Source organism: Pseudomonas sp. JY-Q (assembly GCF_001655295.1).
Classification (GTDB): Bacteria; Pseudomonadota; Gammaproteobacteria; order Pseudomonadales; family Pseudomonadaceae; genus Aquipseudomonas; species Aquipseudomonas alloputida.
The window spans coordinates 2,232,024-2,246,449 of the sequence record NZ_CP011525.1 but is presented as its reverse complement, the minus strand read 5'-3'; the positions used below and the strand labels follow the sequence as shown (position 1 = coordinate 2,246,449).

At 62.9% G+C, this 14,426-nt stretch carries 11 protein-coding genes; 5 read left to right on the top strand and 6 right to left on the bottom strand.

The genetic code is table 11. The annotated features are described in order from the left end of the window. Positions 1-109: 109 nt before the first annotated feature. From prpD to AA098_RS10040, 6 genes are all read right to left on the bottom strand, one after another. Positions 110-1,594: a 2-methylcitrate dehydratase gene (gene prpD, locus AA098_RS10065; RefSeq protein WP_003250321.1), complete on the bottom strand. Its 1,485-nt coding sequence runs from the start codon at positions 1,592-1,594 to the stop codon at positions 110-112. A 171-nt stretch (positions 1,595-1,765) separates the two neighbouring features. Next, positions 1,766-2,956: a 2-methylaconitate cis-trans isomerase PrpF gene (prpF, locus tag AA098_RS10060; RefSeq protein ID WP_003250318.1), complete on the bottom strand. Its 1,191-nt coding sequence runs from the start codon at positions 2,954-2,956 to the stop codon at positions 1,766-1,768. A gap of 151 nt (positions 2,957-3,107) precedes the next feature. Further along, complete coding sequence (gene acnD, locus AA098_RS10055) at positions 3,108-5,696, bottom strand: Fe/S-dependent 2-methylisocitrate dehydratase AcnD (protein ID WP_003250315.1); 2,589 nt, start codon at positions 5,694-5,696, stop codon at positions 3,108-3,110. Between the two features lie 161 nt (positions 5,697-5,857). Beyond that, positions 5,858-6,985, bottom strand: coding sequence for a 2-methylcitrate synthase (gene prpC, locus AA098_RS10050; RefSeq protein ID WP_003250313.1), 1,128 nt, complete (start codon positions 6,983-6,985; stop codon positions 5,858-5,860). 60 nt (positions 6,986-7,045) lie between these two features. Then, positions 7,046-7,936, bottom strand: coding sequence for a methylisocitrate lyase (gene prpB, locus AA098_RS10045; protein ID WP_003250310.1), 891 nt, complete (start codon positions 7,934-7,936; stop codon positions 7,046-7,048). Beyond that, positions 7,933-8,649 (bottom strand): GntR family transcriptional regulator, encoded by a 717-nt coding sequence (locus tag AA098_RS10040; protein WP_003250308.1) that lies wholly within the window; start codon positions 8,647-8,649, stop codon positions 7,933-7,935. The genes prpB and AA098_RS10040 overlap by 4 nt, the downstream gene beginning before the upstream one ends. Positions 8,650-8,955: 306 nt before the next feature. Here AA098_RS10040 and AA098_RS10035 point away from each other — a divergent pair, with 306 nt between their 5' ends. The 5 genes from AA098_RS10035 (at position 8,956) to AA098_RS10015 (ending at position 14,377) form a co-directional block, all read left to right on the top strand. Further along, positions 8,956-9,492 (top strand): ATP-dependent zinc protease, encoded by a 537-nt coding sequence (locus AA098_RS10035; protein ID WP_010953297.1) that lies wholly within the window; start codon positions 8,956-8,958, stop codon positions 9,490-9,492. A 5-nt stretch (positions 9,493-9,497) separates the two neighbouring features. Continuing rightward, positions 9,498-11,033 carry an inactive transglutaminase family protein gene (locus tag AA098_RS10030; protein WP_003250305.1) on the top strand — a complete coding sequence of 512 codons (1,536 nt, stop codon included), beginning with the start codon at positions 9,498-9,500 and terminating at the stop codon, positions 11,031-11,033. Further along, positions 11,033-12,013 carry an alpha-L-glutamate ligase-like protein gene (locus AA098_RS10025; protein WP_003250303.1) on the top strand — a complete coding sequence of 327 codons (981 nt, stop codon included), beginning with the start codon at positions 11,033-11,035 and terminating at the stop codon, positions 12,011-12,013. Before AA098_RS10030 ends, AA098_RS10025 begins: the two co-directional genes overlap by 1 nt. A gap of 208 nt (positions 12,014-12,221) precedes the next feature. Next, a complete protein-coding gene (gene pabB, locus AA098_RS10020; RefSeq protein ID WP_064614134.1) occupies positions 12,222-13,562 on the top strand; it encodes an aminodeoxychorismate synthase component I in 1,341 nt (446 codons plus the stop codon). 80 nt (positions 13,563-13,642) lie between these two features. Next, positions 13,643-14,377 (top strand): phosphoadenylyl-sulfate reductase, encoded by a 735-nt coding sequence (locus AA098_RS10015; protein ID WP_003250299.1) that lies wholly within the window; start codon positions 13,643-13,645, stop codon positions 14,375-14,377. Positions 14,378-14,426: the final 49 nt, after the last annotated feature.

Genomic DNA, 14,426 nt, shown 5'->3' with positions numbered 1-14,426 from the left:
CGACCGCTTCGCGGCTAAAGCCGCTCTTACAGGGCCCCCACGGTGTTCGAGACCTGCGCATGCCCTTGTAGGAGTGGCTTTAGCCGCGAAACGGCCGGCACAGGCCACCTCATATCACAAACAAGTCCACGAACCTGTGCACAGCCGTGCCTTCCAGCTTCTGCTGGTCCTTGCACAGTTCGAAAACCTGCTGGCACCGCTGCCGGGCAAAGCGGGTCGCCAGGTTGGCCCTGAACTTGGCCTCCAGCAACGGTATCCCCTCCCCCCGCCGCCGACGATGCCCGATCGGGTATTCCACCACCACTTGCTCGGTGCTGCTGCCATCCTTGAAGAACACCTGCAGCGCGTTGGCGATCGAACGCTTGTCCGGCTCCAGGTACTCGCGACTGAAGCGCGGGTCTTCCACCACCTCCATCTTCTCGCGCAGGCGGTCGATACTGGGGTGGTTGGCATGGAAGGCGTCCTCATAATGCTCGGCCACCAAATGGCCAAAGATCAGCGGCACGGCCACCATGTACTGCAGACAGTGGTCACGGTCGGCGGCATTGGCCAGCGGGCCGCTCTTGGAGATGATGCGGATCGCCGACTCCTGGGTGGTGATGACGATGCGGTCGACTTCATGCAGGCGGTTACGCACAAGTGGATGCAGAATCACTGCTGCCTCACAGGCGGTCTGGGCGTGGAACTCGGCAGGGAAACTGACCTTGAACAGCACGTTTTCCATCACATAGCTGCCCAACGCCTGGGGCAGGCGCAGCTCGTACTGCCCGGCGGGCTTGAGCGCCAGGTCTTTGTTGGTGTGGCTGAACGAAACATCGTAGAACCCCCACTGCGTCGCCGTGAGCACGCCCGGCACGCCCATCTCCCCGCGCAAGGCGATGTCGGCCAGGCGCACACCTCGGCTGGAGGCGTCACCCGCAGCCCAGGACTTGCGCGAACCGGCGTTGGGCGCGTGGCGATAGGTTCGAAGGGCCTGGCCGTCGACGAAGGCGTGGGACAAGGCCGAGAGCATCTGCTCACGATTGGCCCCCATCAGCCTGGCACACACGGCGGTCGAGGCGACCTTCACCAGAATCACGTGATCGAGGCCGACGCGGTTGAAGGCGTTTTCCAGCGCCAGCACGCCCTGGATCTCATGCGCCATGACCATGGCCTCCAGCACATCACGCATCAGCAGTGGCTGTTCACCCGCGGCAACCCGTTTCTGTGACAGGTGGTCAGCCACTGCCAGGATGCCGCCAAGGTTGTCCGAGGGATGAGCCCATTCGGCGGCCAGCCAGGTGTCGTTGTAGTCCAGCCAGCGCACCGTGCAGCCAATGTCCCAGGCAGCCTTGACCGGGTCGAGGCGATAGGAGGTGCCGGGGACGCGAGCACCATTCGGGACCAGCGTGCCTTCCACCTGAGGACCAAGGAGCTTGGTGCACTCAGGGAAGCGCAAGGCGAGAAGGCCGCAACCGAGGGTGTCCATCAGGCAGTTGCGCGCGGTGTCCAGGGCCTCGAGGGATTCGACCCGGTAGCCGATGGCGTAATCGGCCAGGGTTTGTAGCACCCGGTCGTAGTCCGGGCGGTCATTGAGGTCTACGTTGGCGCTCATATCCAGCTCCCTTCAGAATTGCCGGGGTTGCTGTGCAGCCCTTCGCCGGCTCACCCGCTGCCACGGGTTGACCACAGCATCCAGAAGCTGTGGTTGCCCTGTGGCAGCAGGCAGGCCCGCGAAGGGCCGCCAAGCGGCCCCAACGAACTAAAGCCGAGCGCCAGTGGTGCGTTAGAAGCTGTCGCCAGGTACGCGAACCCAGCCCTCCATCAGCACGCGAGCACTACGGCTCATGATTGCCTTGGTTACCGTCCACTCACCCTTCACCTGGCGTGCCTCGGCTCCGACCCGCAGGGTGCCCGAAGGATGACCGAAACGCACAGCGCTGCGCTCGCCACCGCCAGCGGCGAGGTTGACCAGCGTGCCCGGAATGGCCGCCGCAGTGCCAATTGCCACCGCAGCCGTACCCATCATGGCATGGTGCAGCTTGCCCATCGACAAGGCCCGCACCAACAGGTCGATCTCATCGGCCTGCACCGCCTTGCCACTGGACGCAGTGTAGGTGCTCGGCGGCGCGACGAACGCCACTTTCGGCGTGTGCTGACGCCCGGCAGCCTGATCGACGTTGTCGATAAGCCCCATGCGCACAGCGCCGTAGGCGCGAATGGTCTCGAAGCGCAGCAGCGCCTGCGGATCGCCGTTGATGGCGTCCTGCAGTTCGGTACCGGTGTAGCCGATATCGGCAGCATTGACAAAAATGGTCGGGATACCGGCATTGATCATGGTCGCCTTGAACGTACCGATCCCCGGCACTTCCAGGTCATCGACCAGCTTGCCAGTGGGGAACATGGCACCGCCACCGCCGTCTTCATCGGCTGCAGGGTCAAGAAACTCCAGCTGCACCTCGGCCGCCGGGAAGGTGACCCCGTCCAGCTCGAAGTCGCCGGTTTCCTGCACTTCACCTTCAGTGATCGGGACGTGGGCGATGATGGTCTTGCCGATATTTGCCTGCCAGATACGCACGGTGGCGATACCGTTGCGCGGAATACGCGCCGGGTCGACCAGCCCACTGCTGATGGCAAACGAACCGACCGCAGCGGACAGGTTGCCGCAGTTGCCACTCCAGTCGACGAAGGCCTTGTCGATGCTGACCTGGCCAAACAGGTAGTCGACATCGTGTTCGGGCTTGATGCTTTGCGACAGGATGACGGTCTTGCTGGTACTGGACGTGGCGCCGCCCATGCCGTCGATCTGCTTGCCGTAAGGGTCGGGGCTGCCGATTACCCGCAGCAGCAGTGCGTCGCGAGCGGGGCCTGGAATTTGCGCCTGCTCGGGCAGGTCTTGCAGGCGGAAGAACACGCCTTTGCTGGTGCCGCCGCGGATGTACGTGGCGGGGATTTTGATCTGGGGTACATGTGCCATTTTCTTGGGCATCCTGATAGTCCGGTGAAATACCCTGGGGCTGCCTTGCAGCCCTTTCGCGACACAAGGCCGCTACCACAGGTACTGCGCCGCCCTTTGTGGGAGCGGCCTTGTGTCGCGAAAGGGCCGCAGAGCGGCCCCCGATTCATGCTCAGGCGGTCGCTTCGAGGAAGTCCTGGGCAAAGCGCTGCAGCACCCCGCCCGCTTCGTAGATCGACACTTCCTCGGCGGTGTCCAGGCGGCAGGTCACCGGTACCTCCAGGCGCTCGCCATTGGCACGGGTAACCACCAGGGTCAGGGTCGCCCGTGGCGTACGCGCACCCAGCACGTCATAGGTTTCGCTGCCATCCAGGCCCAGGGTGTTGCGGTCGGTGCCCGGCTTGAACTCCAGCGGCAGCACGCCCATGCCTACCAGGTTGGTGCGGTGAATACGCTCGAAGCCTTCGGCCACGATCGCCTCGACACCCGCCAGGCGCACGCCCTTGGCCGCCCAGTCGCGCGACGAACCCTGGCCGTAGTCGGCACCCGCAACGATGATCAGCGGCTGCTTGCGCTGCATGTAGGTCTCGATCGCCTCCCACATGCGGGTAACCTTGCCTTCCGGCTCGATACGCGCCAGCGAGCCCTGCTTCACGCTGCCATCGTCGTTGCGCACCATTTCGTTGAACAGTTTGGGGTTGGCGAAGGTGGCGCGCTGGGCGGTCAGGTGGTCGCCACGGTGAGTGGCGTAGGAGTTGAAGTCTTCTTCCGGCAGGCCCATTTTCGCCAGGTATTCACCGGCGGCGCTGTCGAGCATGATCGCGTTGGACGGCGACAGGTGGTCGGTGGTGATGTTGTCCGGCAGCACCGCCAGCGGGCGCATGCCGCGCAGGGTGCGCTCGCCGGCCAGGGCACCTTCCCAGTAGGGAGGGCGGCGGATGTAGGTGCTCATCGGGCGCCAATCATACAGCGGCGCAACTTTCGGCCCGCGGTCTTCCTCGATGGCGAACATCGGGATGTAGACCTTGCGGAACTGCTCCGGCTTGACCGCGGCACGCACCACCGCATCGATTTCTTCGTCGCTGGGCCAGATGTCCTTGAGGCGGATTTCCTTGCCGTCGACCACCCCCAGTACATCCTTCTCGATGTCGAAGCGGATGGTACCGGCTATGGCGTAGGCGACCACCAGCGGTGGCGAAGCCAGGAAGGCCTGCTTGGCGTACGGGTGGATACGCCCGTCGAAGTTGCGGTTACCCGACAACACGGCAGTGGCGTACAGGTCGCGGTCGATGATTTCTTGCTGGATCACCGGGTCCAGGGCGCCGGACATACCGTTGCAGGTGGTGCAGGCGAAGGCGACGATGCCAAAGCCAAGCTGCTCCAGCTCCTTCTCCAGCCCTGCCTCCTCCAGGTACAGCTGCACCGCCTTGGAGCCGGGTGCCAACGATGACTTGACCCACGGTTTGCGGGTCAGGCCCAGCTTGTTGGCATTGCGCGCAATCAGGCCTGCGGCAATCACGTTGCGCGGGTTGCTGGTGTTGGTGCAACTGGTGATGGCAGCGATGATCACCGCGCCGTCCGGCATCTGCCCCGGCACTTCTTCCCAGCTGCCGGCGATGCCTTTGGCCGCCAGGTCGCTGGTGGCGACACGGGCATGCGGGTTGGACGGGCCGGCCATGTTGCGTACCACGCTCGACAGGTCGAAGCTCAGGGTGCGCTCGTAGACGGCGCCGCCCAGGCTGTCAGCCCACAGGCCGGTGGCCTTGGCGTAGGTTTCCACCAGTTTGACCTGCTGCTCTTCACGGCCGGTCAGGCGCAGGTAGTCGATGGTCTGCTGGTCGATGGCGAACATCGCCGCCGTGGCGCCGTATTCCGGGGCCATGTTGGAAATGGTGGCGCGGTCGCCCAAGGTCAGGGCGCGAGCACCCTCGCCATGGAACTCCAGGTAAGCGCCGACCACTTTCTGCTTGCGCAGGAATTCGGTCAAGGCCAGTACCAGGTCGGTGGCGGTGATGTTCGGGGCCAGTTTGCCAGTCAGCTCGACGCCGACGATTTCCGGCAGGCGCATCCAGGAGGCGCGGCCGAGCATCACGTTTTCGGCTTCCAGGCCGCCTACGCCGATGGCGATCACACCCAGTGCATCGACATGCGGCGTGTGGCTGTCGGTGCCGACGCAGGTGTCCGGGTAGGCGACACCGCGGTCGCTGTGGACCACCGGCGACATCTTCTCCAGGTTGATCTGGTGCATGATGCCGTTGCCCGGCTGGATCACGTCGACGTTCTTGAACGCCTTCTTGGTCCAGTTGATGAAGTGGAAGCGGTCTTCGTTGCGGCGGTCTTCGATGGCGCGGTTCTTTTCGAAGGCCTGCGGATCGAAACCACCGCACTCGACGGCCAGCGAGTGGTCGACGATCAGTTGCACCGGCACCACCGGGTTGACCTGGGCCGGGTCGCCGCCTTTGTCGGCAATGGCGTCACGCAGGCCGGCAAGGTCGACCAGCGCAGTCTGGCCAAGGATGTCATGGCACACCACGCGGGCCGGGAACCACGGGAAGTCGAGGTCGCGCTTGCGCTCGATCAGTTGGCTCAGCGAGGCATCGAGCGTAGCAGGATCGCAGCGGCGCACCAGGTTCTCGGCGAGCACGCGGGACGTGTATGGCAAGCCGTCGTAGGCGCCGGGCTTGATCGCCTCGACCGCCGCGCGGGCATCGAAGTAGTCCAGGTCGGTGCCTGGCAGGTGCTTGCGGTATGCAGTGTTCATCATGGAATCAGGCTCGGTCACAGGATTCGGAAGGTTTCACCGTACCTGTGGGAGCGGGCGTGCCCGCGAATGCGTCAGCAGGTGCACAGTGGTTGCAAGGCCGGCGCATTCGGGGGCACACCCGCTCCCACAAGGGGAACGGGTTGCCTCTCTATAGCTATTCAGCGCTGCTCGATCGGCACGAACTGGCGCTGTTCGACGCCGACATACTCGGCGCTCGGGCGGATGATGCGGTTGTTGGCGCGCTGCTCGAAGACGTGCGCCGCCCAGCCGGTCAGCCGCGAGCAGACGAAGATCGGGGTGAACAGCTTGGTCGGAATGCCCATGAAGTGGTACGCCGAGGCATGGTAGAAGTCGGCATTGGGGAACAGGCGCTTCTGCTCCCACATGGTCTTGTCGATGGCTTCGGACACCGGGTACAGCACCTTGTCACCCACTTCGTCAGCCAGCTGCTTCGACCAGCCCTTGATCACCTCGTTGCGCGGGTCGGACTCTTTGTAGATGGCATGGCCAAAGCCCATGATCTTGTCTTTGCGCTCGAGCATGCGCAGCAGCTCGGCGGTGGCTTCCTGCGGGCTCTGGAAGCGTTCGATCAGTTCCATCGCAGCCTCGTTGGCACCGCCGTGCAGCGGGCCACGCAGCGAGCCGATGGCTGCGGTAACGCAGGAGTACAGGTCAGACAGGGTCGAGGCGCAGACGCGGGCAGTGAAGGTCGAGGCGTTGAATTCGTGTTCAGCGTAGAGAATCAGCGACACGTTCATGACCTTGACGTGCAGCTCGCTCGGCTTCTTGCCGTGCAGCAGGTGCAGGAAGTGGCCACCCAAGGTGTCTTCATCAGTGGTGCAGTCGATGCGTACGCCATGGTGGGTGAAGCGGTACCAGTAGCACATCACGGCCGGGAACAGCGCCAGCAGACGGTCGGTCTTGTCGCGCTGGGCTTCGAAGGTCAGTTCTGGTTCGAGGGTGCCCAGTACCGAGCAACCGGTGCGCATGACGTCCATCGGGTGGGCATCGCGCGGGATGCGCTCAAGCACTTCCTTCAAGGCTTGCGGCAGGTCACGCAGGCCCTTGAGCTTGCGCTTGTAGTCGGCCAGTTCGGCCTGGGTTGGCAGCTCGCCGTACAGCAGCAGGTAGGCGACTTCTTCGAACTCGGCACCGGCCGCCAGGTCACGCACATCATAACCACGGTAGGTCAGCCCGGCACCGGCCTGGCCCACGGTCGACAGTGCAGTCTGGCCGGCCACCTGGCCACGCAGGCCTGCGCCACTGAGTACTTTTGCTTCGGCCATGGTGTTTCTCCTTTCTTGAATTTGTTATGGATGCTTTCTGGCTAATTCGGGCGCTAGCGCTTAGCCCTTCTTCTGGGCAAACAGTGCATCGAGGCTCTGCTCGAAGGCGTGATAACCAATGGCATCGTAAAGCTCCATGCGAGTCTGCATGGTGTCGATCACGTTCTTTTGCGTGCCGTCACGACGCAGTGCGGCATACACGTTCTCGGCCGCCTTGTTCATGGCGCGGAACGCCGACAGCGGGTACAGCACCAACGACACGTCGACCGAGGCCAGCTCTTCGGTTGTGTACAGCGGCGTGGCACCGAACTCGGTGATGTTGGCCAGGATCGGTGCCTTCACCCGATCAGCGAAAGTCTTGTACATCTGCAGTTCGGTGATGGCTTCCGGGAAGATCATGTCGGCGCCCGCTTCGACACACGCCTCGGCACGGTCCAGGGCGGCGTTCAGGCCTTCGACGGCCAGCGCATCGGTACGCGCCATGATCACGAAGCTGTCATCGCTGCGGGCGTCGACGGCAGCTTTGATACGGTCGACCATTTCCTGCTGGCTGACAATTTCCTTGTTGGGACGGTGGCCACAACGCTTGGCGCCAACCTGGTCCTCGATATGAATGGCGGCAGCGCCGAACTTGCTCATCGAGCGCACGGTACGGGCAACGTTGAAGGCCGAAGCGCCGAAGCCGGTGTCGACATCCACCAGCAGCGGCAGGTCGCACACGTCGGTGATACGACGCACGTCGGTGAGCACGTCGTCCAAGCCAGTGATGCCCAGGTCTGGCAGGCCCAGGGAGCCAGCGGCCACGCCGCCACCTGACAGGTAGATGGCCTTGAAGCCGGCACGCTTGGCCAGCAGGGCATGGTTGGCGTTGATGGCGCCAACTACCTGCAGCGGGTGTTCAGCGGCAACGGCGTCACGGAAACGCTGACCGGGGGTGCTCTTGACTGTCATTTCTCACCTCGTGTGCTGTTGTTGTGGGCGTCCAGGTAGTGACGCTCGATATTGCGCTTGGATGCGCCGATGTGGCGGCGCATCAGGAGTTCGGCCAGTTCGCCGTCACGGTCGGCGATGGCATCAAGAATGCGATGGTGCTCGGCAAAGGCCTGGCGTGGCCGGTTGGGGGTGGCAGAGAACTGGATACGGTACATGCGCACCAGTTGGTACAGCTCGCCGCAGAGCATCTTGACCAGGGTCTGGTTGCCGCTACCCTGAATAATCCGGTAATGGAAGTCATAGTCGCCTTCCTGCTGGTAGTACCCCAGGCCGGCCTGGAACGCGGCATCGCGCTCATGGGTGTCGAGCACCCGGCGCAGTTCGTCGATGTCGGCCTGGCTCATGCGTTCGGCGGCCAGGCGGCAGGCCATGCCTTCCAGCGACTCGCGAATTTCGTACAGCTCGATCAGTTCGGCGTGGTTGAGCGATACCACCCGCGCGCCCACATGCGGCACGCGCACCAGCAGGCGCTGGCCTTCAAGGCGGTGGATAGCTTCGCGTAGCGGCCCGCGGCTGATGCCATAGGTGCGCGCCAACTCCGGCTCGGAAATCTTGCTGCCGGGGGCGATATCACCCTTGACAATGGCCGCCTGGATGCGCCGGAAGACGTTTTCGGAGAGGGTTTCCGTTTCGTCTGTCAGCACCGGGCCGGGGGTGGAAAGGTCCTGCATATTGTCGACACCTTTTAAATCTCTTCGCCAGAAACTAACGAAACGAGCCCTCCAAGTCAAAGACAAAATGAACATTGTCGACAATCGTCTAATCGCGAACTATCACCACTACAACGCTGTCAGATCGCGCACCGCTGGCGTCAAGACGTCGGCGTGATAGAATGCCGCGCCTCCGATGGGGTATGGATAGCCTGTCTGTCATGCATTCGTGCCTGTTGACAGATCAACGAGGAAGCTTGCGCAGTAATTGCCAGTCACCTTGACCTGAACCTTGCCTAGAACCTTGCAATGCACCGCGCCAGGAATATGAGACTTACACCCGTTTTATTGCTGCTATGCCTCACCCTGCTGCCGGCCCTTGGCCAGGCTGCGGGCAAGACCGTGTATGGTCTCAACGAATACGCACATCTGGGCGACCTGGACCTGGAAGTGGCCGCCAAGCTCGACACCGGTGCCAAGACCGCCTCGCTCAGCGCCCGCGACATCAAGCGGTTCAAGCGCAATGGCGAAAGCTGGGTACGCTTCTACCTCGCCATCGATGCGGCCCATTCGCACCCGATCGAACGCCCACTGGCACGCGTCAGCAAGATCAAGCGCCGGGCCGGCGACTATGATGCCGAATCAGGCAAGGCCTACACGGCCCGCCCGGTCATCGAACTCGAAATCTGCATGGGCCAGACCAGGCGCACCATCGAAGTCAACCTCACCGACCGCAGCGCCTTCCAGTTCCCGCTGCTGATCGGTTCCGAGGCGCTCAAGCACTTCGACGCACTGGTTGACCCAAGCCTTAAATATGCGGCCGGCAAACCTGCCTGTGCCACCGACGCTCCCAAAGCAGAGTAATCCCGATGCGCTCTCTCACCCTCCATCTGAAAGTCCTGATCACCGTGCTGGTGCTATTGGGCGTGGCGGTCACGGCTTATCAGATCTTCGTGCTCGGCATCCCGGTGACCGAGGATGAAACCGACGACCTGTGGAACATCGACGCCAAGGTCGAGTTCGTGGCCAGCAGCAAGGACCCGGTCAAGGTGCAGATGTTCGTGCCACCGCTGAACCGCGACTACGTCAGCCTCAACGAGAGCTTCATCTCCAACAACTACGGGGTCAGCATCAACCGTGCCGACGGCAACCGCAAGGTTACCTGGTCGGCACGTCGCGCCAGTGGCAACCAGACCCTCTACTACCGCCTGGTACTGACCAAGCGCTACAGCAACGAGAAGACCAAGATCAAAGGCCCGACCTTCCGTGACAGCCTGGCCGTCGAGGGCCCCGAGAAGATCGCCGCTGAAGCCCTGATGGCCCCTATACGTCAGCACTCGGCCGACGTCGAGACCTTTGTCAGCGAAACCATCAAGCGGGTCAACAACCTCAACGACGACAACGTCAAGCTGCTGCTGGCTGGCGACACTTCGGCGATGAAGAAGGCCCAGGTCATCGACCTGCTGCTGTCGATCGCCCACGTGCCGATGGAAAAGGTGCACACCATCCGCCTGCTGGCCGACACCCCGCAAACCCCGGAGCTGTGGCTGCGCAGCTTCAACGGCGACGACTGGCTGTACTTCAACCCGGACACCGGTGAGCAAGGCCTGCCGAGCGACCGCCTGCTGTGGTGGACCGGTGACGATAACCTGATCACCGTCGATGGCGGCAAGAAGGCTACTGTCACCTTCAGCATGAACAACAGCGAGATGAACGCCATCCGCCTGGCCAAGCTGACCGACGAGAACACCGACGCCGACTTCCTCGAATACTCGCTGTACGGTCTGCCGCTGCAAACCCAGCAAACCTTCATGATCATGGTCATGATCCCGATCGGCGTGTTGGTGATCCTGGTGCTGCGCAACCTGATCGGCATCCAGACCCTGGGCACATTCACCCCGGTGCTGATCGCCCTGGCGTTCCGCGAAACCCAGCTGGGCTTCGGTATTGTGCTATTCACGGTGATCACGGCCCTGGGCCTGTCGCTGCGCTCGTACCTGGAACACCTCAAGCTGCAGATGCTGCCACGCCTGTCGGTGGTATTGACCTTCGTCGTGGTGCTGATTGCCGCCATCAGCCTGTTCAGCCACAAGCTGGGCCTTGAACGCGGGCTGTCTGTAGCGCTGTTCCCGATGGTGATCCTGACCATGACCATCGAACGCCTGTCGATCACCTGGGAAGAGCGTGGTGGCGGCCATGCCATGAAAGTGGCCATCGGCACCCTGTTCGCCGCCTCCCTGGCACACCTGCTGATGATGGTGCCGGAGCTGGTGTACTTCGTGTTCACCTTCCCGGCGGTGCTGCTGATCCTGGTGGGCTTCATGCTGGCGATGGGCCGTTATCGCGGCTACCGCCTGACCGAACTCGTGCGCTTCAAAGCCTTCCTGAAAAAGGCTGACTCCTGATGTTTGGCCTGATCAAGACGTGGAAAGCCCTGGAGGCCCGGGGCATCATGGGGATCAACCGACGTAACGCGGACTATGTGCTGAAGTACAACAAGCGCAGCCTGTACCCGATCGTCGACGACAAGATCATCACCAAGGAGCGCGCACTGGCGGCCGGCATCCATGTGCCGGAAATGTACGGCATCATCGAGACCGAAAAAGAGATCGATAAGCTCGACCAGATCATCGGCGGTCGCAGCGATTTCGTCATCAAGCCGGCGCAAGGCGCCGGCGGTGACGGCATCCTGGTAATCGCCGACCGCTTCGAGGACCGCTACCGCACAGTGTCGGGCAAGATCATCAGCCACGAGGAAATCGAGCACCAGATTTCCAGCATCCTCACCGGGCTGTACTCCCTCGGCGGGCACCGCGACCGCGCGCTGATCGAGTACCGCGTGACCCCGGACCAGATTTTCAAGAGCATCAGTTACGAAGGCGTACCGGACATCCGCATCATCGTGCTCATGGGCTACCCGGTGATGGCCATGCTGCGCCTGCCGACTCGCCAGTCCGGCGGCAAGGCCAACCTGCACCAGGGCGCCATCGGTGTGGGTGTCGACCTGGCCACCGGCGTGACCCTGCGCGGCACCTGGCTGAACAACATCATCAGCAAGCACCCGGACACCACCAACGCGGTGGACGGCGTGCAACTGCCGAACTGGGACGGCTTCATGAAGCTGGCCGCTGGCTGCTATGAACTGTGCGGCCTGGGCTATATCGGCGTGGACATGGTGCTTGACCAGGACAAGGGCCCGCTGATTCTGGAGCTCAACGCCCGCCCGGGGCTGAACATCCAGATTGCCAACGACTGCGGCCTGACTCAGCGCACCCATGCCATCGAGGCGCACATCGAAGCACTGGCCAAGGAGGGTGTGACCGAAGACGCCGAGCAGCGGGTACGGGTAGCACAGGGTCTGTTCGGGCATGTGCCCAACCGCTGAAATACAGGGGCTGCTTTGCAGCCCATTCGCAGCACAAGGTTGCTCTTGCAAGCACTGCAGTTGAATCATGCGCTTCGCTCAACCTGCAGGAACTGCCTTGTGCTGCGTATGGGCCAAACACAATGTTGAATGTCGTACCCAGCGCTAGGCGCTTCTCCTGCACAGGTCTACAATCGCCCTCCTCGCTTTTACATCGCCGTCCATACTGATGCCGACCTGCACGCTACACCCCCTGCCCTACCAACCCGACCCTGCCGCCTATTTCGCCCACCTGCGCCAGGCCCCCGGTGCGATCCTGCTCGACAGCGCCCGCCCCGGCGCCGAACGCGGGCGTTTCGACCTGCTCAGCGCCTGGCCGCTGCAACAACTGCAGGCGCAGCCCGATGAAGATGGCCGCGTCTTCCTCCAGCGCCTGCGCGCTGGCCTGGCACAACTGGGCCACGCCGACTTGCCCAACGGTGTAGAACTGCCCTTTGCCGGGGGCCTGATCGGCTACCTGAGCTACGACTTCGGCCGCCGCCTGGAACACCTGCCAAGCCTGGCCGTGGACGACCTCGGCCTGCCAGACGCACAACTGGGCCTGTATGCCTGGGCACTGGTCAGCGATCATCTGCTCGGCACCAGCCAGCTGGTGTTCCACCCGAGCCTGGCAGACGACGAACGCCAACGCCTGATCAGGCTGTTCCAGGACACCACCACCACCACCGGCGACTTCCGGCTGCTCGCACCGATGGTCGGTGACCTGGAGCCCGAGCAGTACAAAACAGCGTTCGACCAGGTACAACGCTACATCCAGGCCGGTGACTGCTACCAGATCAACCTCACCCAACGCTTTCGCGCGCCCTGCCAAGGCGATCCATGGCGAGCCTACCAGGCCCTGCGCCAGGCCTGCCCGACACCCTTCTCCGGCTACCAGCAACTGGCCGACGGCAGTACCCTGCTGAGCTTTTCGCCCGAGCGTTTCATCCGCGTCAGCCAGGGCCAGGTGGAAACCCGGCCGATCAAGGGCACCCGCCCACGCGCCAGCGACCCGGCTGAAGACCTGCGTAATGCCCAAGAGCTGCTGCACAGCCCGAAGGACCGCTCGGAAAACCTGATGATCGTCGACCTGCTGCGCAACGACCTGGGGCGCACGTGTGAGATCGGCTCAGTGAAGGTACCGGAACTGTTCAGCCTGGAGAGCTACCCCAACGTGCACCATCTTGTCAGCAGCATCACCGGCCAGCTGGCCAGCGACAAAGATGCGCTGGACCTGATCGGCGACAGCTTCCCTGGCGGCTCGATTACCGGCGCCCCGAAAATCCGCGCCATGCAGATCATCGACGAACTGGAACCCGCGCGCCGCGCGCTGTACTGCGGCTCGCTGCTGTATGTGGATGTACGCGGCGAAATGGACAGTTCGATCGCCATTCGCAGCTTGCTGATCAAAGATGGACAGGTCAGTTGCTGGGGCGGCGGCGCGGTGGTAGCCGACTCGCAGTGGCAGGCCGAGTATGAAGAGTCGATCGCCAAAGTGCGGGTGCTGATGCAGACCCTGCAGGGCTTGTGAGCCCATCTAGACCACGTTTTTTTTGTTACCATCCCCCTACTACGAGCGCACAGCGCCACAGCCAAGATGGAAACCGCCTGATGAGCCAACCCTTCGACGTCGCCGCCCTGGCCGCGACCTATGCCAACAAGTCCCCGCAGGACATCCTCAAGCTTGCCTTCGAGCACTTCGGTGATGACCTGTGGATCTCCTTCAGCGGCGCCGAGGATGTGGTGCTGGTCGACATGGCCTGGAAGCTGAACAAGCAGGTAAAGGTATTCAGCCTCGACACTGGGCGCCTGCACCCGGAGACCTACCGGTTCATCGACCAGGTACGCGAACAGTACAACCTGCCGATCGAAATCCTCAGCCCGGACCGCGCCAAGCTCGACCCGTTCGTCAAGGAAAAGGGCCTGTTCAGCTTCTACAAGGACGGCCATGGCGAGTGCTGCGGCATTCGCAAGATCGAGCCGCTGCGACGCAAGCTGGCCACCGTCAGCGCCTGGGCCACCGGCCAGCGCCGCGACCAAAGCCCGGGCACCCGCAGCCAGGTGGCAGCACTGGAAATCGACAGCGCCTTTTCCACGCCTGAGCGCACGCTGTACAAGTTCAACCCGCTGGCGCAGATGAGCAGTGAAGAAGTATGGGGTTATATCCGCATGCTCGAGCTGCCGTACAACAGCCTGCACGAGCGTGGCTTCATCAGCATTGGCTGCGAGCCATGCACCCGCCCGGTGCTGCCAAACCAGCATGAGCGTGAAGGGCGCTGGTGGTGGGAAGAGTCGACGCAGAAGGAATGCGGGTTGCATGCGGGCAACCTGATCAGCAAGGCTTGAGATAGCCCGGGCGGTCTGTAGGAGCGGGTTTACCCGCGAAGCAGGCGAC